Source organism: Desulfofalx alkaliphila DSM 12257 (assembly GCF_000711975.1).
Lineage (GTDB): Bacteria > Bacillota > Desulfotomaculia > Desulfotomaculales > Desulfohalotomaculaceae > Desulfofalx > Desulfofalx alkaliphila.
Window position 1 is genome coordinate 15463 of record NZ_JONT01000014.1, and the last position, 19693, is coordinate 35155.

Sequence of the window (19693 nt, forward strand, 5' to 3'; positions counted from 1 at the left end):
TAAACCGTAATTATTGAGAAAAGACGGTGTTGTTATGAGGTTGGAACGATTGATTTCTATACTGGTAATACTATTGAGAAAAGAGCGCGTACAGGCCAAGGAATTGGCCGAGAGGTTTGGGGTTTCAGTAAGGACAATTCTGCGGGATGTGGATGCCATAAACTTATCTGGAATACCCATTGTCACCTTTCAGGGGGCTAACGGTGGAATTGGTATTGCTGAAGGTTACAGTTGTCATAAATCAAATGCTATAATCAAGCAAAAACAAGGGAGTTGGCTGCCATGAGTAATGAATTTGTATTAGAGGAAAAACAGGCGCAACCGGTATTATCCATAAGGACAAGGACGGCGGTTGATAAACTGCCCCAGGAGTTGGGTAAAGCCTACGAGGCTATTATCCAATACCTTAACGAGCTTGGTGAAAAACCGGCGGAGCCGGTGGCTTTCGCGGCATATTATAACACGGACATGCAGGATTTGGATGTGGAGATGGGATTCCCGGTTTCAAAACCTTTGAAAGGCAAAGGTGAAATTAAGTCCGGTGAAATTCCTGCAGGAAAACAGGTTTCCTGTATGTACAAGGGATCTTATAGTAAAGTTGAGCCGGTTTATCAAGCGATGATGCAGTGGATAAGCGAAAAGGGTTACACCCCGACGGGGGTTGCTTATGAGTTTTACTACAATTCTCCCATGGACGTGCCCGAAAGTGAGTTACTAACTAAAATAGTGTTTCCAATAAAATAGGAATTGGGGCGGTAATATAAGACCGCCCCAATACTATTATTAAAAACTGTCGTGACCGCCGCCGAAACCACCGAAATTATGATGGTGGTTATCAAAATGGTGGTTATCAAAGCCAAAATCATGGTCACTATGATGGTGGTGGTCAGCGATGCCTAAGCCATGGTCAATGCCGTGGAAGCTTTCGTCAACCAGTAAATCCAACCCCGGGTTTAGATAGGGGTCGTGAATTTGATTCATTAATTCATCCAACTGCTGCTGATCTATCAACTGCCGGTCAAGGGCAAATTGTTGCAGCTGTGCCAGATCCATTTGTTCCATCTGTTCCAAGGTTTGCTGATCTAAGCTATTTTGGTCTTGTAATTGGCTGATAAAGAACAGTGCTGCTAAGCTGCCCGCCGCTCCCACCATTGCTGATTTTTGCAGCTCCTGCCTATACAGCTCTCTTTTTTCTTGTAGGGCTTGTTCTAATTGTTTAATCCTTTGCCGCTGTGCAGAGAAGCGTTTATACACTCTGTAACCCAAGTAGCCGAAGACTATGTAGAATAAAATATCCATCTCATTTTGCCGCCTCCGTTCTGCAATTTATTTTTTCAATGCCAATTCTTCAGCAAGGGCTGTCCATGCAGGCAGCGAGTTCTCGATTACCTTGCTGTCAATGCAGTAAGCCAGGCGGAAGTAGCCGGGTTTGCCAAATCCGGTGCCCGGTACCACCAGAATGTTATGTTTTAAGGCAAGACCTGCAAATTCAACGTCATCTGCCAACGGTGACTTAGGGAACAGGTAAAAGGCGCCCTGGGGTTTAACCATTTCAAAGCCCAGTTCCACCAGATGGTTATAAAGCAGGTCCCGTTTGCGGCGGTATTCTTCAATATCAACACTTTCCCGCTGTAGGCCAACTATGAGGCGTTGCATCAGCGCAGGGGCGTTTACAAAACCGAGGGTGCGGTTAGAAAACACCAATGCTTCCATTAACAGGTCCGCTTTTTCAATTCCGGGGTTAACGGCAATATAGCCAATTCTTTCGCCGGCCAGGGCCAAATCTTTACTGTGGGAAGTAACCAGTATAGAGTTTTTAATATGTTTCAGTACACTGGGCACTTCCACATCATATACAATTTTAGAATAGGGCTCATCAGAAATTACGTATATGGGACGGCCCAATTCCTTGGACTTTTCATTTACAAGCTTATTTAGTTCTTCTAAAGTTTCGGCCGGATAAACTACGCCGCTGGGATTATTGGGTGAGTTGATGATAATGGCCCGGGTTTTTTCGTTTATGGCAGCTCTAATGGCCTCCATGTCAGGCATAAAGTTTTCATCGGTGCTTATTTCCTTGGTAACACCGTTGTGGTTGTCCACATAGAATCTGTATTCCACAAAGAATGGGGCCAGCACAATAACTTCGTCATTGGAATCTAAAATGGATTTTAAGACCACGTTTAAACCGCCGCCGGCACCCACTGTCATCACTATGTGTTCTGCCCCTATGCTTAGCCCGCTGTCCTCGGCCAGTACTTCAGCCACTGCCCGGCGTGTTTCAGGATAACCGGCATTGCTCATATAGCGGTGCATGCCCGGCACCGGGTTGTCGGCCAAATATTTTAACTGCTGACGGAACTTGGTTGGCGGCTCATCGATGGGGTTTCCCAAAGTAAAATCATATACCTTATCGGCGCCGTGAATTTTACGCAGCCGGTCGCCTTCTTCAAACATTTTGCGAATCCAAGAGGCTCTGCTTAAATAACCTTCTATTTTGCTTGATATAACTGTCAACAAATATCACCCCTGTATGCAGAATTTTCATCTATATTGTATATCATTACCAGGAAGTATACAAATAAGTTTCCCGCAAATTATTGGTTTTATTTTCATACTGTGTTATTATGGAGGTGTAGGATGGTGTACCCGCGTGTGGTACTTTTTTTGTAGGTCACTGCTTGTAGTATGGTAGAACGGTAGGGGGAGGGATAAGTATGTATATTTTTAAATGATAACGCCCCTGATAGGGCGTTTTTTTGTATTTGTCTGGCTAAAATAATTAAATAGTTATGCTATATTGATAAGGAGGGTCAATAATGATTGTTGTGATGAGCCATCTTGCTGATCAAAGGGATATTGATTCAGTGATAAATAAATTAAAGAATTTCGGTTTTCAAGTACACCTGTCCCAAGGGGTTGAACGCACCATCATTGGGGCGGTGGGTGATCGAACCCAATTGCTTGATGTGGGAATAGAGGCTATGCCCGGGGTAGAGAAGTTGGTGCCCATTATGCGTCCCTACAAATTGGCATCACGGGTCTTTAAAGAAGAGGATACTGTGGTTCAGTTGGGCAATGGGGTAGCCGTGGGGGGCGGTAATTTAACTGTAATGGCAGGGCCCTGTGCAGTGGAGAGTAAAGAGCAGTTATTTCAAGTGGCTAAAGAGGCCAAGGAGGCCGGGGCTGCCGTGCTCCGGGGCGGTGCTTACAAGCCCCGCACTTCACCTTACTCATTCCAAGGACTGGAAGAGGAGGGGCTGAAGCTGTTGGCCGAGGCCAGGGAACTCACCGGTATGCCGGTGGTTACCGAAGTAATGGATGTTAACACGCTGCCGCTGGTCTGTGAGTATGCCGATGTGCTGCAAATCGGTGCCCGCAACATGCAAAACTTCTTCTTGCTGCGGGAAGTGGCAAAAACAGATAAACCTGTGCTGCTAAAACGATCCCCCGCCGGTACCATAGAAGAATGGCTGATGGCAGCGGAATATATTTTAGCCGGGGGAAATCCCAAGGTAATACTGTGTGAGCGGGGTATAAAAACCTTTGAAACCTTTACCCGCAACACCTTAGATTTGACGGCGGTGCCGGTGGTAAAATACCTTTCGCACCTGCCGGTGGTAGTGGATCCCAGCCATGCCATTGGCAATTGGCGTTTTGTGCAGGACATGTCCCGGGCTGCCGTGGCGGCAGGGGCCGATGGACTATTAATTGAGGTGCATCCCAATCCGGCCGAAGCCCTGTGCGACGGCCCCCAATCACTGACACCTGACAATTTTACTGCCTTGATGCAAGAGCTAAAGAGGATTGCACCGGCCATGGGTAAAAGTATAAATTAGGAGGCCTTTATGTTTCAGAGGATAGCAATTATTGGGGTGGGTCTAATTGGAGGTTCCTTTGGCTTAGCTGTAAAGCACCGCTCCTTGGCAAAGGAAGTTGTCGGTTTAGATAAGGACCGCCGCAATCTAGAACTGGCTTTAACTGCGGGGGCCGTTCATCGGGTGGCATCTTCTTTAGAACAGGCGGTGGACGGCGCAGACTTGGTGGTGCTGGCCACCCCGGTGTTGACCGGTGAGAGGCTGCTCCGTCAATTGGCTCCTTTAGTGGAAAAAAACACAATAATTACCGATGTGGGCAGCACAAAGCACAGCATCACCGTGATGGCGGAAGAAATCTTACCGTCGGGCTTGCATTTTGTGGGCGGGCATCCCATGACAGGCTCGGAAATAGCCGGTATGAAGGGGGCAGACCCCTATCTGTTTGAAAATGCATACTATATATTGACTCCGACCCAGAAAACCCAAAGCTATCCGCTGGAGAAGGTGCGCAACCTGGTAAAAGCAATGGGTGCCCGGGTGATAGAATTGTCCCCTAAGCAGCACGATCAAACGGTGGCGGTGGTCAGCCATCTGCCACATTTAATAGCCTGTGCTCTGGTGAACACCTTGGATGAAACACCTAACAGCGGGCAAATGAGCCCATTGGCAGCGGGTGGTTTTAGGGATACCACCCGCATTGCCGCCGGGAACCCGGAGATGTGGCGGGACATTTTTCATTCCAATCGCGGCGAGGTATTAAAGGCCATAAAAAGGTTTCGGGCCACCTTGGACAGCTATCAGCGTTTGATAACCGATGCTGACAGTGAAAAACTGCAGCAAAAGCTGGAACAGGCCAGAAAAGTAAGAAGGTCTTTGCCTGCCCGCAGCAAGGGGTATCTGCCCGCCCTGTATGAAGTGTTACTCACCGTGCCTGACCAACCGGGGGTTATTGCCCATTTTTCCGCCCTATTGGGGAATAAGGGCGTGAATATAACGGACTTGGAAATACTAAGGGTGCGCGAAGGGCAAGGCGGTACCATCCGCCTTGCCTTTGCCACGGAAGAGGAACAGGAAGAGGCGGTAAAAATACTGGGTGAAGCAGGGTATCAGGCCCATGTGAGGTAGGTTTGAGTAATTTTGAAGTTTTATATGAAAACAGGTTAGTATTTTAACCCAGGTGAACCGTTGCCGGAGCTTGTATCGAACAAAGCAATGTTCACCGGGTAGTCAAGAGTCAGATTTTTTCCGTGATGCAAGGAGAACATAAAAATGAAAAAAATAGTAGTGAATCAATGCAAAAGGCTGGAGGGTGTTGTCAGTGTGCCCGGGGATAAATCCATTTCCCACCGGGCGGTGATGTTGGGGGCCCTGGCCCGGGGACAAACAGTGATACACAACTTTTTAATGGCCGAAGACTGCATAAGCACCATTGCCTGTTTTCGTGCCCTGGGGGTAAAGATTGAGCAAAATGACGGTGTTATTACTGTGCGGGGCAATGGTCTGCACGGTCTTCAAGAGCCCCAAGATGTATTGGACTGCGGCAATTCCGGCACCACCGCCCGTTTAATGCTGGGTATTTTGGCCGGACAGCCCTTTTTTTCTGTGCTCACCGGTGACAGCTCGCTGCGCACACGCCCAATGGAGCGGGTGGTAAAACCCCTTACCCAAATGGGTGCCAACTTTAGCGGACGGCAAAATGCCAAGCTACTGCCCTTGGCAGTGCAGGGCAAAGAACTAAAGGGTATCCACTATCAGACGCCGGTGGCCAGCGCACAATTAAAATCTGCTATTCTGCTGGCCGGTCTATTTGCCCAAGGGGTAACGGTGGTGGAAGAACCGGCACCGTCCAGGGATCACACCGAACGCATGTTAAGGCACTTTGGTGCCGAAATCAAGGTGGATAAAAGGCGAGTGTCGGTTAAGGGCCGGCCTGATTTAACCGGTCAGCAATTGATTGTGCCCGGTGATATATCATCGGCTGCATTTTTTATGGTGGCTGCTGCCATAGTACCCCAGTCCGATGTTATCATAAGGGGAGTGGGGCTAAACCCTACCCGTGACGGCATTGTGGAAGTGCTGCAAAATATGGGCGCCGACATCACTGTTTTCAATGTCAGCGACCAATGGGGTGAGCCCATGGCCGACCTGCGGGTGCGTGGCAGTGTGCTTAAGGGCGTTGAAATAGGTGGGGATATTATCCCCCGGTTAATAGATGAAATACCGGTGTTAGCGGTGGCGGCGGCGGTGGCCCGGGGGAAAACGGTTTTTCGGGATGTGGGTGAGCTGCGGGTAAAAGAAACTGACCGCATTGCAGCTTTGGGAGCAGAACTTTCTAAGTTTGGGGTTAATATAACGGAGCGGCATGACAGTTTTACCGTAACCGGCAGCACTTCTTTAACCGGGGCGGTATGTGACAGCCACGGCGACCACCGCATTGCAATGGCCATGGCAGTGGCCGGCTTAGTGGCAGAGGGACAAACGGTAATAGAGCATGCCCACAGTGTTAATATTTCATTTCCACAATTTGAGCACGCATTAAAATCTTTGATAGTAGAATAATATATTTTAAGTGTACCTTTAAATTTACCTTGAGAAAAAGGCAACAAGTTAAATGTTTTTGACTTATAAAAAAAGGAAATGGGCATGTTGTGTCGAAAAGATAAGGGGTTTAGCATTTGGTTAACGGTCTGATGAGAGGTTCTATATGAAGGTAAAAAATAATGTTGCCATCGATGGCCCGGCAGGGGCCGGTAAAAGTACAATTGCCAAGCTGATTGCCAAGAAACTGGGTTTTATATACATTGATACCGGCAGTATGTACCGGGCAGTGACATTAAAGGCCTTACAAAAAAACTACGACTTTGATGACCATGGGGCACTGGCCAGGTTATCATCTGAAGTAAAGATAGAGTTGTTTTCCGGTGCTCAAAATGATTTTAGAATTTTTTTAGACGGGGAAGATGTTACCGAACATATTCGCCAACCGGAAGTGTCACGCCACGTTTCACTGGTGGCAAAGATACCCCAGGTAAGAAAAAATATGGTGCGGCAGCAGCAAATAATGGCCCAAACCGGCGGAGTAGTGATGGACGGCAGGGATATTGGCACCAGGGTGATGCCCGATGCCAAATACAAATTTTTTCTCACTGCTTCAACTGAAGAAAGGGCTAAGCGCCGCCACCTGGAATTATTACAACAGGGATATGAAATATCATTAGATACTATAATAGCAGAAATAGCAGAAAGGGATAATATAGACCAAAACCGAGCAGTTGACCCGCTGGTTCCTGCCGAAGATGCTGTAATTATTGACTCTACGGGATTGACAATAAATCAGGTTGTGGAGCTGATAGTCAAACACATAGATGAGTGCAAATAACAGGTTTTGGTTAAACTGTTTGACTACCACTGTAATTTGGAGGATGAACCGTGTTCTACAATCTGGCCAAGTTTGTTGTGACAATTGTGCTTGTCGTTCTGCGCCGCTGGCAAGTGGTGGGGTTAGAAAATTTCCCCTCCCAGGGAGGCGTGGTGGTGATATCCAACCACACCAGCTATTGGGATCCCGTGGCGGTGGGATGTGCCTTAAACCGCCCCATTCATTATATGGCCAAGGCAGAGCTGTTTGAAATACCCTTGTTTAACACCCTTATTCGGGCCTTGCGTTCCTTTCCTGTTAAGCGGGGCAAACCTGATCGAAATGCTATCCGCCAAGCGATAGAACTCTTAACCAATGGAGAAGTATTGGGGATATTTCCGGAAGGAAGACGCAGCAGCAGTGGAGAATTGCTTAAACCACAATTGGGGGCAGTGATGCTTGCTTTTAAAGGAAATGCTCCCATAGTACCGGTGGGCATAATAGGAGCCCGGGGTTTTTTTGGCAAATTAACAGTGGTCATTGGTAAACCCGTGCCACTGCCCCAATATACCGGCTCAAAAGCCGGCAGAGAAGATATGGAGCGTTACAGCGCTCAGGTTATGGACCAGTTAAAACAACTGATTAAGTCGAGGCAGTAGGCTGAGGTGATATTTTTTGGAAGTACTTGTGGCCTCTAAGGCTGGCTTTTGTTTTGGAGTAAAAAGGGCCATAGAAATGGCCCAAAAAGAATCCGAAGATAAGGCCAGTCCGGTTTATACATTGGGCCCAATAATACATAACCCACAAGTGGTTGACAAACTTACCCAACAGGGTATTATGGAGATTGACAATGTCAATGATGGTCCGCCAGGATGCTTAATTATCAGATCCCATGGGGTAGGGCCGGAGATATTGGAAGGTGCCCGCGAGTACGGACACCAAGTGGTGGATGCAACCTGTCCCTTTGTTAGAAGGGCTCAACAGCTGGCCCGGGAATTTAGCGACGAAGGTTATCAGGTGGTGGTGGTGGGCGACCGGGAGCACCCTGAAGTGAAGGGCATTGTGGGTTGGACCGGCGGCACTGCGATAGTTGTTGAAAACGCAGCTGAGGCCGAAAAACTTACAGGCTATAACCGGATAGGTGTGGTAGCTCAAACCACTCAACCGGTGGCAAATTTTAATGAGGTAGTTCGTACCCTGCAACAAAAAGGATTTGAAGTTAAATCAGGTAATACTATCTGTCATGCCACCAGTGAGCGCCAGCAGGCAGCGCTGGAACTGGCAAAGAAGGTTGATGTTATGGTGGTGGTGGGGGGAGCCAAAAGTGCCAACACAGGCAAGCTGACCAGGCTCTGCCGCAGTACCGGAACACCAACTTATCAGATAGAAACTGCCGATGAGCTCAAACGCCAGTGGTTTGTTGGGGTAGAGCGAGCCGGATTAACAGCTGGTGCATCCACGCCTGGCTGGATTATTGAGGAGGTTGAATGTAGGATGAAGGAAGTAGGGGAAGAAATGGCAATGGAACAAGAAACAATGCAAGAGGGCATGCAGGAAGATGTGGAGGTCAGAACCCTGCACCACGGCGACGAGGTACGGGGCACTGTGGTTCAAGTTAACTCGGATGAGGTTTTGGTAGATGTTGGGGCAAAGTCTGAAGGCGTAGTCCCGCTGAGGGAATTGACCAGTTATAATACCGACCCCCACGAGGTGGTAAAGGTTGGAGATGAAATAGATGTGGTGGTAATTAAGTCCGAAGACAGTGAGGGCAGAGCAGTTTTATCCAAGGTTAGGGCCGATGCCGAAAAGAACTGGGGTGGCCTGGAAGAAGCCATGGAAGCCGGCACTGTAATTGAGGGTACAGTGCGTGAGGTTGTTAAGGGCGGTCTGTTGGTGGACGTTGGGGTACGGGCCTTCCTGCCTGCATCCTTGGTAGACATCGGCTATGTGGAAGACCTTTCTAAATACCTCAATGAAACTATACGGGTTAAAGTAATTGAAATGAATAAAAACCGCAGAAAGGTAATTCTATCCCGCAAGGTGGTACTGGAAGAAGAACAAGCCAAGGCCCGGGAAGAATTATTCCAAAAACTGGAAGACGGCCAGGTTGTTAAGGGTATAGTGCGCCGTTTAACAGATTTCGGTGCCTTTGTGGATATCGGCGGCGTAGACGGCCTGCTGCATATTTCTGAAATGGCCTGGTACCGCATTAATCACCCCTCAGAAGTAGTTAACGTGGGTGATGAAATTGATGTTAAGGTTCTCAAGGTGGATAAAGAAAATGAAAAGGTATCCTTGGGATTAAAACAGGTATTGCCTAACCCTTGGGACAATATTGAAGAAAAATATATTGTGGGCAGTATTATACCGGCTAAAGTTGTTCGTCTGGCACCCTTTGGTGCATTTGTGCAGCTGGAGCCCGGTGTAGAGGGTTTGGTACACATTTCTCACTTGGCTGAACAGCACGTTGAAAAGCCGGAGGACGTTGTTTCCGAAGGTGATGAAATCAATGTTAAGGTGCTTTCAGTGGATGCCGGGGAAAAACGTATTCGCCTCTCTATTCGCGAGGTTAACAAAGAGCGTACACCCCGTCAACCTAAAAAACAACAAAAGCCCCAGGAATATCAAACCACAAGTGAAGACGGAAATGACGGCGGCGGCATGACCCTTGGTGAGGCAATGCCCCCGGAAGTACAGGAAATGCTTAAGAAAAATCAATAAATAACAGTAGGCGACCGGTCAATTAACGGTCGCCTATTTTTTTGGCAGACGATAATGTCTGCCTTTTTGTATTTCTGCCCAGGTCCAGGGAAATATATATTTGACTGGATTTGCGGAGGTGTAAAGTTTTGCGCAAAAAAATGCTGGTAACGCTGGCGCTGGTTTACATAATGTGCTGCTGTGGGCAGGCCTGGGCCACCGTAGGGCCTGGCGGTATATGGCAGCAAAAGAAATCTGCCGCTGGGTACAGTGAACATCAAGAGGGCTTGCATTACCTTCTCCGGGATGAAAAGGGCCAATTGGTCACTGAAGTCTCACGGCCGGTATATTCGGGGGACGAATTAATATTACCGGACGGCAAGCACTATCGGGTATCCCGGGTGGTTGATAAAACAGTCACTGTAAAACTTTTGGGGGAAAACAAAAAATATCTGGGCTGGCTGGAATTTTTTAAAAACAAGCCTGTGCAAGCAACTGCTGCCAATGACTGGCGTGAAAGACCGGTTGGCATTTATCACAGCCACACCGGGGAGTCCTATGTGCCCAGCAGCGGAGAGGCCTTGGTGCCCTTCGAGGGCGATATTTACCGGGTGGGAGAAAAATTTGAAAAGGCCCTGACAGCTAAAAACATTGATGTGATATATTATCAAACCCCCCATGATCCCCATGATAACAATGCTTATGTCCGTTCCAGGCGCACTGCATCGGGTATATTAAGGGGCAATCCGGTGGCAATCTTTGACCTGCACCGGGACGGAGTGCCAGATCCTACTGATTACCGGACGGAAATAGACGGAGAACAGGTAGCTAAAATACGTATTGTGGTGGGCAGACAAAACGGTAACCGAAAAGTAAATCAAGATTTCGCCAAAAGATTGATGGCCCACGCCGAACAGTTATACCCGGGAATAATGAAAGATATTTATATTGGCCGTGGCAATTATAATCAGGATTTGCTTTCCACCTCATTATTATTGGAGGTGGGCACCTATACCAATAGCCTTGAAGAGGCAGAGCGGGGAATTATGCTTTTTACCGACACAGTGCCGGTGGTACTGGGTTTAACTGAAGAGGATGTTAAAGCAGCGGCCGGCACCGTTGATGAGATGGGGGCCGGCGGATGGAGAAAAGCCCTTGCTTTAATTTTTACTACGGTGCTGGTTGCCGGGGTTTTTATGTTGATTAACGCCGGCAGTTATGAAAAAGCCCTAGAAAGGGTGGTGCAAAGCCTTAGGGGGGCGGTTAATCAGATTAACAGCAGAATACGCAACATAAAGAATGATAATGAATAAATTTTACGTATCGGGGTAGCCTACTGTCGTAAAAAAATGGTTAATTTAAATGCGAGGAGGCAGTTAAATGACACAACTTCCCATTGGCTTAATTGCTTTAATTGCAGTATCATTTTTAATTTATTTTGGACTGGCCCAGCGGGTCTTGGACAGAATGAGGCTCAGTGACAAGGCGGCTTTGGGAGTAATTGTTGCCCTCATTGTGGGCAGTTTTATTACCATTCCGCTGCCCCTGGGCAATATCAGGGCTTCCATAAATGTGGGTGGAGCATTGATACCCATAGCCTTGGCTATTTACCTCTTATCTAAGGCCGGAACCACCAAAGAGCGGGTGCGGGCCCTAATTGCCACCGTGGCCACCGGCTTAGTTGTTTACTTCATTGGCTCCCTGCTGATGGCCGGACTGCCTGAACCGGCCGGCAGGTACGGGGTGATAGATTCAATTTATCTGTACCCCATTGCTGCAGCCATAACCGGTTACTTGGTGGGCAGATCCCGCAGATCGGCCTTTATTGCCGCTGTACTGGGTGTGGTGCTGGTGGACGTGTTTCACTATATTTGGCTGCTACAGGCGGGCGCTGTGGGCGGTGTGGTGGCCATTGGCGGTGCCGGCGCCTTTGATGTTACTGTACTGGCCGGTATACTGGCGGTGCTGTTGGCAGAGTTTTTCGGGGAACTGCGGGAGCGCCTGCAGGGGGGGCCGGCCACTGAAGGAAGGCCCAAGGAATTGTTGGCCGCTTTGAAAAAACCGGACTTTAACAGGCGTGCTAAAAAAACCACTGCCATTGGAGATATGGATAAAAAAAGGAGGGGTGAATAATGAAGGTGAGATCTAAAAAATTTATTGCCGCTGTGCTGGTGGCCCTAGGTGTAGCCCTACTGGCCTTATCGGCTGCCGAATTTGAAATGACCCCTCGCCCCGTATGGAGTCCCACGGCCCTGTTCCATGCCGATGATTTAGTTGACCACCTTGTGGGCCACACTGTCACCATCTATGATGAAAGCGGCCGGGTGATCAGCAAAATGTCACGGGCGGTATATTCCGGTGATGAGCTTATCACCGGTGACGGCAAACATTATCGTGTGACAAAGGTAGATGATCAAAAGGCCACCGCCAAGCTTTTGGGTATGGACAAGGACTATCTTGCCTGGGTTGATTATTTTGCCAATATGACGGCAGTGCCTGTTACAAGCGCTGAAAACCAAAGGCCGGTGGCTGTATATCACACCCATACGGCGGAGTCCTATGTGCCCACCGATGGAGCAGAGTCACAACCCTTTCAGGGTGGAATTTTAAATGTGGGCAAGGTGTTTGCCGATGCCCTGGAGGAAAGGGGGGTAAAGGTCCTATACAGCGACAACAAACATGACCCCCACGATAACAATGCCTACATGCGCTCCCGGCGCACAGCCACGGAATTAATGCAGCAAAACCCCATCGCCATGTTTGATGTGCACCGGGACGGCATACCTGATCCTGATTTCTATTACGACACCATTGGCAACCAAGAGGTAACTCAAATCCGGATTGTTTTGGGTAATCAAAACCCCAAAAAAGATGCCAATGAAGACTTTGCTAAGCGTCTAATGGCTTATGCCAATCAAAAACACCCGGATATAGTAAAAGAAATATTCAGCGGGAAAGGCAACTACAACCAGGATTTGATGTCCACTAATATCTTGCTGGAAGCGGGCACCCACACCAATCGCCGGGAAATGGCTGAAGAAGGCATCGTACTGCTGGCAGATGCAGTGCCCGTTGTCTTGGGCCTGGAGGGTGGTGCCGGCCCGGGGCCGGAGACCGGCGCAGGTGCAGGAAGGGCAGGCTGGACTACCGTGGCTTGGATATTGGGGGCTGTGGTTGTGGCAGGCATTGCATTTTTATGGATTAGCAGCGGAAGCTTAAAAGGAGCGGCAGATAGAATAAGCAGCTTTGGCAGAGAGATGACCGGTATTCGAGGCCCGGCTAAAAAGCCCGGTGGAAAATCAAAAGATGAGGATCAGGGGGAATAATTAATGGAATATCAGGACTACCTGCTGGTTGTGATTATTGGCACGCTCATGGGCACCATTACCAGGCTAGTCCTGCTCCATGTGGATTACCGTCAGTACCCCGGCTATCCCCACGGATATATAGTACACCTTTCGCTGGGCTTTATTGCCTCAGCCTTGGGGGCGGTGGCAGTACCGGCAATTGTTGAAAAGGAGTTTACCGCCTTTACCTTTCTGGCACTGGCCGCCCAGCAATTTCGAGAAATACGCCACCAAGAACGTACCACCTTGGAGAGCTTAGAGGATTCGGAAATTATTCAGCGCGGCAGTGATTACATTGAAGGGATAGCAAGAACCTTTGAAGCAAGAAACTATTTGGTCATGGCCAGTGCCTTTACTACCGCATTGGCCACCCTAATAGGCTTATCTTCTGGGGCAGGGGTTATCCCGGGCTTGACAATAGGTATACTGACCCTGGTAACCAGTTGGCTTTATCGCAAAGGAAGAGTAATTGGTGATATATGTGATGTTAAAGTGGCAAAAATACATTTTAACGGCCCCACCCTCATGGTTGAAAATGTAGGGCTAATTAATGTCGGCTTAAAAGAACGTCGGGATAAGATATTAAAAGAAGGCTTGGCGGTGATGATCCATCCCAAAAACGATAATGCCCGGGCCACCATACATGACATGGGCCAGCGCATGGTGATAGCCCACACCGCAGGGGTGGTGCTGGGGACCAAAAAGGATATAGATATTCCTGACTATACCCCAATATTGCGTAAAGATGTGGACACCGGTTCGGTGGCAATGTATATGATGCCCATGGAACGGGATGCCAAAGCCCTGGTGGAGGCAGTAAAACGCAGCCCTGTATTGGAAAGTGCCTACAGCAAACCTTTGGCCACCAAAGCCGGCCGGTACGCATCAGATTGAGGTGACAGACGGTGATTGAGAAAGCTATATTTGCGGCAGTAACCACCGACAAGAGCAAGGTATTGGGTGGTGTGCCGATTTTTTGTGCCAGTGATGAAGAAGAACTGGAGGCCATGGCCGGCACCTTGGCAAACATTGCCGACGGTATGGTTCACCAATTGGAAAACAAGGTAATGATAATAGTAAGGCACTAGCGCTTGACTAAATTTTGTTGTTATTAGATAATTTATGCAGTACACAGCGTGGAGGTGGCTATGCCTACCCAAGGTTTAAAGGTAACCGGCGTAACCCCCGGCGGCATCGGTGATGAAATAGGTGTTCAACCGGGGGATATTATAATGGAAATAAACAGCCATCCGGTGAGAGATATAATTGACTACCGCTTCTTGGTTTGCGATGAGGAAATAAGCGTTAAACTAATTGATGCCGCCGGAGAACAGTGGATACTGGAAATAGAGAAGGATTATGATGAAGACCTGGGACTGGATTTTGGCGCTGGCGCCTTTGGTGCCACCAGACGGTGTCAAAACAAGTGCCTTTTTTGCTTTGTGGATCAAATGGCGCCCAATATGCGCAGCACCCTGTATGTTAAAGATGATGACTACAGGCTTTCCTTTTGGCAGGGCAACTTTGTTACCTTAACCAACGTTAACGGGGAAGAACTACAGCGGATAATAAAACAAAGACTGAGCCCCTTGTATATATCGGTACATACCACTAACCCTGACCTGCGGCGCAAACTTATGAGAAATGCCAGATCGGCAAAAATAATGGAGCAGCTTTCGGCCTTGGCTGAGGCAGGCATAGAAATGCATACCCAGGTGGTGCTGTGCCCGGGAATAAATGACGGGCCTGAGTTGCAGCGAACAGTTAAAGACTTGGCCGGCCTGTGGCCCAGCGTACAATCATTGGCGGTGGTTCCGGTGGGGCTTACCAAGTACCGTGAGGGATTGGCTGAGCTGAAATTATTTGATGAGAAAACTGCCCGGGAAATAATAAACCAAATACATGGTTGGCAAGAAAGGTTTATAGACAAATTTCAATACCCCTTTGTCTTTGCCTCAGACGAATTTTACGTCATGGCCCAGGAGCCATTCCCCCCGGATGAAAGATATGCAGACTATCCCCAAACAGAAAACGGCGTCGGCTTAGCCAGGCTGTTTTTAGATCAGTGGCATGAAGTAGAAAAAAAATTACCCTTGCAGGCTACAGTGCCAAGAAAGGTAACCGTTGCCACCGGCTTATCTGCATTTGCAATTTTAGAGCCGGTAATCAATAGATTAAATAAAGTAAAGGGTGTTAATGCCCGGTTGTTGAAGATACCCCATCATTTTTTTGGAGAAACGGTAACCGTGGCCGGTCTGCTCACCGGTTCAGATATGATTAAAGGGTTAAAAAACAAAAGCTTGGGCGATATGCTGATCATTCCCTCTGCCATGCTGAAAAACCAAGGGGAAGAGGTTTTTTTAGACGATATGACAGTGGAACAGCTTGCTAAACGGCTGAAGGTGCCGGTATACCCGGCAGGTAACCCTGCCCAACTGGTAGAAATAATACTGACCGGCGGGGCACGATAATTAATTTGCTATTTACAGTTAAAAACTGGTATTATATGCATTATAAACCTAGAAAGGGCGTGAAAGAGATGCCCAAACCTATTGTGGCTATAGTTGGCAGGCCCAACGTTGGCAAGTCAACTTTATTTAACCGTATAGTTCGTCACCGGGTGGCCATAGTGGAGGACCAACCCGGAATAACAAGGGATAGACTGTATTTTGATGCTGAATGGAATGGCAAAGAATTCACCCTGATTGACACCGGGGGCATAGAATTTGATGAGAACGACCAAATTACCGCCCAGGTGAGAAAGCAGGCAGAAATTGCAATTGCCGAAGCCGATGTCATATTGTTTGTGGTGGATGCCAGGGCAGGCTTGCATCCAACCGATGCAGATGTGGCCGAAGTGTTGCGAAAAACAGAAAAACCGGTGCTTTTGGTGGCCAACAAAGTTGAACACTTTGACACCCTAAAAATACCCTATTATGATTTCTATGAGCTGGGTCTGGGAGATCCAATTCCGGTGTCAGCAGCTGAGGGAATGAACACCGGGGATATGTTGGATCAGTTAGTGGAATTGCTGCCGGATGCAGGTGAGGAACAATATGACGATGATACCATAAAGGTGGCAGTAATAGGCAGGCCCAATGTCGGCAAATCAACTTTGGTTAACGCCATCTTTGGGGACGAACGGGTTATTGTCAGTGATGTACCCGGTACCACCAGGGATGCCATTGATACACCCATCGAACGGGGTGGAAAAAATTATGTGTTAATTGACACCGCCGGTATGCGGCGCAGGAAAAAAATAGAGGAGCCGGCAGAGAGGTATAGCGTTATTAGATCGCTGCGGGCGGTGGATCGTTCAGATGTGGTGCTGATGATTATTGATGCCAGCCAGGGTGTTACTGAACAAGACAAAAGAATTGTAGGCTATGCCGAGGAAAAGGGTAGGGCCATTGTTTTAGTGGTTAACAAATGGGACTTAATAGAAAAAGATGATAAAACCATGCTGCGTTTTAATGAGCATATAAGAGAGGCACTGGGCTTTGTTAGATATGCTCCAATAGTGTATATTTCAGCCTTAACCAAAAAAAGAGTTCCCCGGGTTTTAGAACTGGTTGACTATGTTGCGGAGCAACACAATTTACGTATAGCCACCAGCAATGTAAATCAGCTGGTGCGAGAGGCAATGCAGCAAAACCCACCCCCTTCCGATAAGGGAAGACGGCTTAAAATACTCTACGCCATGCAAGGAGGGGTTGCCCCCCCAACCTTTATTTTATTTGTTAACGACCCGGAACTAATGCATTTTTCATATATGCGTTACCTGGAAAACTTTTTCCGGTCTTCCTATGGTTTTGAAGGCACTCCCATAAGATTTTATTTACGCAAACGTGAAAAAGAGTAAGATAAGCGGAGGGTAAAGTGATTGGATATATTATAGGGTTTCTCGTCGGCTATCTATTGGGTTCAATTCCCTTTGGGTATTTACTGGCCCGACTTTGGAAAGGGATAGATATTCGCAGTTACGGCAGTGGCAATATAGGTGCCACCAATGTATGGCGCACACTGGGCACCGTGCCGGGCCTTATTGTTCTTCTATTGGATATGGCCAAGGGTGCCGCTGCCGTGCTGTTAGCAACTTCTTTCCTTGACGGTACCTTTTCGGTGCTGGCGGCGGCAGTGGGTGCCTTGCTTGGCCATGGCTATCCTGTCTTTTTAAAGTTTAAAGGGGGAAAGATTATAGCCACCGGGGCCGGCATAGTTTTTGCGCTTTCACCCCTGTCCGGTATTATTGGCTTAATACTTTTTATTGGCTCCATTGCCATTACCAGATACGTATCGGTGGGTTCAATGATGGCTGCAATTTCGGTGCCCCTATCCTTTTACTGGCTGGATCTGGAACTTCCCTTTGTAGTATTTGGGCTATTGGCGGCGGTATTTGCCATATATAAGCACCGTTCTAACATTAAACGCATTATCAATGGCACTGAATTTAAATGCGGGCAAAAAAAGCAATGATTAACCAGGGGAGGCGCTAAGCAATGAAACAAATGGTAGCGGTGGTGGGAGCGGGCAGTTGGGCCACTGCGCTGGCAATACAGTTAGCCAACAAGGGGCATACAGTAAAGATGTGGTCCCGCAATGAAGAGACCGTGCGAGAAATAAATAATGAACACCAAAACAATAAATACCTCGAAGGAATAACAATACCCCAAAACATTACTTGCAGCGGGGACTATAAAGAAGTGCTGTCCGGCTGTCAATATGTCTTATACGGTGTCCCGTCCCATTCCTTTAGGGAAGTAATAAAAATGACCCTGCCTTATTTAAGCCAAAGGGCAGTGGTAATCAATGCGGCAAAGGGTATTGAAGAGCAAACCCTTAAACGCATGTCAGATGTTTTTAACGAAGAAACTGACGGCGGCGGTGATAAAAGCTATGTGGTGCTTTCCGGGCCCAGCCATGCGGAAGAGGTGGCCCTTAATATTCCCACTGCTTTGGTAGTGGCATCAAAGGACATGAAAAGTGCCCAAGGGGTGCAAGAACTTTTTATGTCTGATTACATGAGGGTTTATACCAATCCCGATGTGGTCGGTGTAGAGCTTGGTGGATCACTGAAAAACATTATTGCTTTGGGAACCGGTATAGCCGATGGCTTAGGCTTCGGAGATAACACTAAGGCAGCATTGATGACCAGGGGTTTAGCAGAAATTACACGCCTGGGTGAAGCCATGGGTGCATCGCCAATGACCTTTGCCGGTTTGGCCGGGGTTGGCGACTTAATTGTCACCTGCACCAGTATGCACAGCCGCAATCGCAGGGCGGGCATTGCAATAGGGAAAGGTAAATCTATGGATGAGGCTGTTCAAAGTGTGCGTATGGTGGTGGAGGGAGTGCGCACCACCCGGGCAGCCAAAGGTTTGGCCGCCCGGTACGGAGTTGAAATGCCCATAACTGAGCACATTTATAAGGTTCTATATGAGGGCCACTCGCCGCGGGAAGCGGTTATGAGTCTGATGGGTCGTTCAGGTAAACCTGAGATTGAAGAGGTTGCTCTGTTGAATTGGCAGTCCTAACATTGGAACATATATTTTCAACATAAGCGGACACATCTGTGCCAACTAACAAACCGGTGCTTTTGTTAAGCCACTGATAAACATCCCTGTTTTCGTAGGCCTCTTGGGCGATAATTGACAAACCGTGTTCAAACTCGCCCTGTTCCTTTGCCAAATACAGTGCAGCAAGCTCCTGCCCCTTGTGGGTTGCTTTTAAGGCCGAAGTCTTACCGTCCACCGGCGTGATGCTAATTAGCTCTTTCTTTTGCAGTGAACGGGAGATGCGACTGGCAGTGGAACGATTCCATAAACACAGGGCTGCCAAATCAGTCATGGATAAGCCCTCGGCTGCAATTACAGTTAATAATGCCAGGTGCTGGGCAGGGGTTAAATTAAAGGCACTGAGCTGCTTTTCCCACGAGACATCCAGATAGTGATAAAGGCGGCGCAAGTACATAAGTATACGCAGGCGATCACTGATCTTGTCATTTTTACAAGGGTAATGTTTAATTAAGGACCACATGGCTTCACTGTTAAGGGGTGGAATCTTTTTTGCGCGCCCTGATTTTTTCTTAAGACCTGTTACCGGCTCTTCCTTCAAAGTACTCACCTCTGTTTTATACATTTTTCTTCGTTAACGATGCTCTTAAAACCCAGGTTAACCGTTGCCGCGGTGATTGAAATAAACATATTTTTGTTTTAAAGGACTCTATTTGAGTCCTTTTTTAGTGTACGTAAAATGTGCAAATAATGTTCCACAAAATGGCAGAACTTTGCCGATATTAAATAACTTTTGCTGTCATTTTTTTACTACTTGGCATCATACAATTAATCAGTGCCAAGATTTTTTTTGCTTGTTTAATAAAGAAGGTCATAATTCTAAATTGCCGTCATATATATATATTGTTATTGTATGTGCTTGGAAAAATAATACACATGGACAGGACTACCCGATGC

At 47.8% G+C, this 19693-nt stretch carries 20 protein-coding genes; 17 read left to right on the top strand and 3 right to left on the bottom strand.

The genetic code is table 11. The features are described 5' to 3' along the window. The first annotated feature begins 13 nt into the window (after positions 1 to 13). Entirely contained in the window at positions 14 to 286 is a 273-nt protein-coding gene (locus BR02_RS0108735) for a helix-turn-helix transcriptional regulator (protein ID WP_238442438.1), read from the top strand. Further along, positions 283 to 744 (top strand): GyrI-like domain-containing protein, encoded by a 462-nt coding sequence (locus BR02_RS0108740; RefSeq protein WP_031516236.1) that lies wholly within the window; start codon positions 283 to 285, stop codon positions 742 to 744. Before BR02_RS0108735 ends, BR02_RS0108740 begins: the two co-directional genes overlap by 4 nt. Positions 745 to 783: 39 nt before the next feature. Here BR02_RS0108740 and BR02_RS0108745 read toward each other — a convergent pair whose 3' ends face one another. After that, positions 784 to 1299: a hypothetical protein gene (locus tag BR02_RS0108745; RefSeq protein WP_031516238.1), complete on the bottom strand. Its 516-nt coding sequence runs from the start codon at positions 1297 to 1299 to the stop codon at positions 784 to 786. Between the two features lie 27 nt (positions 1300 to 1326). Then, complete coding sequence (locus BR02_RS0108750; RefSeq protein WP_031516239.1) at positions 1327 to 2517, bottom strand: pyridoxal phosphate-dependent aminotransferase; 1191 nt, start codon at positions 2515 to 2517, stop codon at positions 1327 to 1329. Between the two features lie 302 nt (positions 2518 to 2819). Here BR02_RS0108750 and aroF point away from each other — a divergent pair, with 302 nt between their 5' ends. From aroF to BR02_RS0108825, 15 genes are all read left to right on the top strand, one after another. Continuing rightward, positions 2820 to 3839 carry a 3-deoxy-7-phosphoheptulonate synthase gene (gene aroF, locus BR02_RS0108755; protein ID WP_031516241.1) on the top strand — a complete coding sequence of 340 codons (1020 nt, stop codon included), beginning with the start codon at positions 2820 to 2822 and terminating at the stop codon, positions 3837 to 3839. 9 nt (positions 3840 to 3848) lie between these two features. Continuing rightward, positions 3849 to 4943 carry a prephenate dehydrogenase gene (locus BR02_RS0108760; protein ID WP_031516243.1) on the top strand — a complete coding sequence of 365 codons (1095 nt, stop codon included), beginning with the start codon at positions 3849 to 3851 and terminating at the stop codon, positions 4941 to 4943. Between the two features lie 144 nt (positions 4944 to 5087). Further along, positions 5088 to 6377 (top strand): 3-phosphoshikimate 1-carboxyvinyltransferase, encoded by a 1290-nt coding sequence (gene aroA, locus BR02_RS0108765; protein WP_031516246.1) that lies wholly within the window; start codon positions 5088 to 5090, stop codon positions 6375 to 6377. Positions 6378 to 6522: 145 nt separating this feature from the next. Next, positions 6523 to 7197, top strand: a complete 675-nt coding sequence (gene cmk / locus BR02_RS0108770) for a (d)CMP kinase (protein WP_031516248.1) — start codon at positions 6523 to 6525, stop codon at positions 7195 to 7197. Positions 7198 to 7247: 50 nt separating this feature from the next. After that, entirely contained in the window at positions 7248 to 7835 is a 588-nt protein-coding gene (locus tag BR02_RS0108775) for a lysophospholipid acyltransferase family protein (RefSeq protein WP_031516250.1), read from the top strand. 16 nt (positions 7836 to 7851) lie between these two features. Then, positions 7852 to 9897, top strand: coding sequence for a bifunctional 4-hydroxy-3-methylbut-2-enyl diphosphate reductase/30S ribosomal protein S1 (locus BR02_RS0108780; protein WP_207641004.1), 2046 nt, complete (start codon positions 7852 to 7854; stop codon positions 9895 to 9897). A gap of 128 nt (positions 9898 to 10025) precedes the next feature. Next, positions 10026 to 11189: a stage II sporulation protein P gene (spoIIP, locus tag BR02_RS0108785; protein ID WP_051688230.1), complete on the top strand. Its 1164-nt coding sequence runs from the start codon at positions 10026 to 10028 to the stop codon at positions 11187 to 11189. Positions 11190 to 11256: 67 nt separating this feature from the next. Then, entirely contained in the window at positions 11257 to 12009 is a 753-nt protein-coding gene (locus BR02_RS0108790; protein WP_031516257.1) for a DUF1614 domain-containing protein, read from the top strand. Beyond that, a complete protein-coding gene (spoIIP, locus tag BR02_RS0108795) occupies positions 12009 to 13202 on the top strand; it encodes a stage II sporulation protein P (protein ID WP_031516259.1) in 1194 nt (397 codons plus the stop codon). The genes BR02_RS0108790 and spoIIP (BR02_RS0108795) overlap by 1 nt, the downstream gene beginning before the upstream one ends. A 3-nt stretch (positions 13203 to 13205) precedes the next feature. After that, positions 13206 to 14117 (top strand): YIEGIA family protein, encoded by a 912-nt coding sequence (locus BR02_RS0108800; RefSeq protein ID WP_031516261.1) that lies wholly within the window; start codon positions 13206 to 13208, stop codon positions 14115 to 14117. Positions 14118 to 14128: 11 nt separating this feature from the next. Continuing rightward, a complete protein-coding gene (locus tag BR02_RS0108805; protein WP_051688231.1) occupies positions 14129 to 14311 on the top strand; it encodes a capping complex subunit for YIEGIA in 183 nt (60 codons plus the stop codon). Positions 14312 to 14371: 60 nt separating this feature from the next. Next, positions 14372 to 15694: a DUF512 domain-containing protein gene (locus tag BR02_RS0108810; protein WP_031516265.1), complete on the top strand. Its 1323-nt coding sequence runs from the start codon at positions 14372 to 14374 to the stop codon at positions 15692 to 15694. Between the two features lie 68 nt (positions 15695 to 15762). Continuing rightward, positions 15763 to 17085, top strand: coding sequence for a ribosome biogenesis GTPase Der (gene der, locus BR02_RS0108815; protein ID WP_031516267.1), 1323 nt, complete (start codon positions 15763 to 15765; stop codon positions 17083 to 17085). Positions 17086 to 17102: 17 nt separating this feature from the next. Then, on the top strand, positions 17103 to 17699 hold the full coding sequence (gene plsY, locus BR02_RS0108820; RefSeq protein ID WP_034639097.1) for a glycerol-3-phosphate 1-O-acyltransferase PlsY: 597 nt from the start codon (positions 17103 to 17105) through the stop codon (positions 17697 to 17699). 23 nt (positions 17700 to 17722) lie between these two features. Beyond that, a complete protein-coding gene (locus BR02_RS0108825; protein ID WP_031516271.1) occupies positions 17723 to 18757 on the top strand; it encodes an NAD(P)H-dependent glycerol-3-phosphate dehydrogenase in 1035 nt (344 codons plus the stop codon). Here the strand turns inward: BR02_RS0108825 and BR02_RS0108830 are convergent. Then, positions 18687 to 19337 carry a MarR family winged helix-turn-helix transcriptional regulator gene (locus BR02_RS0108830; protein ID WP_031516273.1) on the bottom strand — a complete coding sequence of 217 codons (651 nt, stop codon included), beginning with the start codon at positions 19335 to 19337 and terminating at the stop codon, positions 18687 to 18689. The two genes, BR02_RS0108825 and BR02_RS0108830, sit on opposite strands and share 71 nt — an antisense overlap. Positions 19338 to 19693: the final 356 nt, after the last annotated feature.

Coding starts and splice junctions, on each gene's coding strand:
- BR02_RS0108740 (WP_031516236.1), top strand. CDS start 283: ATGAGTAATGAATTTGTATTAGAGGAAAAACAGGCGCAACCGGTATTA.
- BR02_RS0108745 (WP_031516238.1), bottom strand. CDS start 1,299: ATGGATATTTTATTCTACATAGTCTTCGGCTACTTGGGTTACAGAGTG.
- aroF (WP_031516241.1), top strand. CDS start 2,820: ATGATTGTTGTGATGAGCCATCTTGCTGATCAAAGGGATATTGATTCA.
- BR02_RS0108760 (WP_031516243.1), top strand. CDS start 3,849: ATGTTTCAGAGGATAGCAATTATTGGGGTGGGTCTAATTGGAGGTTCC.
- aroA (WP_031516246.1), top strand. CDS start 5,088: ATGAAAAAAATAGTAGTGAATCAATGCAAAAGGCTGGAGGGTGTTGTC.
- cmk (WP_031516248.1), top strand. CDS start 6,523: ATGAAGGTAAAAAATAATGTTGCCATCGATGGCCCGGCAGGGGCCGGT.
- BR02_RS0108790 (WP_031516257.1), top strand. CDS start 11,257: ATGACACAACTTCCCATTGGCTTAATTGCTTTAATTGCAGTATCATTT.
- spoIIP (WP_031516259.1), top strand. CDS start 12,009: ATGAAGGTGAGATCTAAAAAATTTATTGCCGCTGTGCTGGTGGCCCTA.
- BR02_RS0108800 (WP_031516261.1), top strand. CDS start 13,206: ATGGAATATCAGGACTACCTGCTGGTTGTGATTATTGGCACGCTCATG.
- BR02_RS0108810 (WP_031516265.1), top strand. CDS start 14,372: ATGCCTACCCAAGGTTTAAAGGTAACCGGCGTAACCCCCGGCGGCATC.
- der (WP_031516267.1), top strand. CDS start 15,763: ATGCCCAAACCTATTGTGGCTATAGTTGGCAGGCCCAACGTTGGCAAG.
- BR02_RS0108825 (WP_031516271.1), top strand. CDS start 17,723: ATGAAACAAATGGTAGCGGTGGTGGGAGCGGGCAGTTGGGCCACTGCG.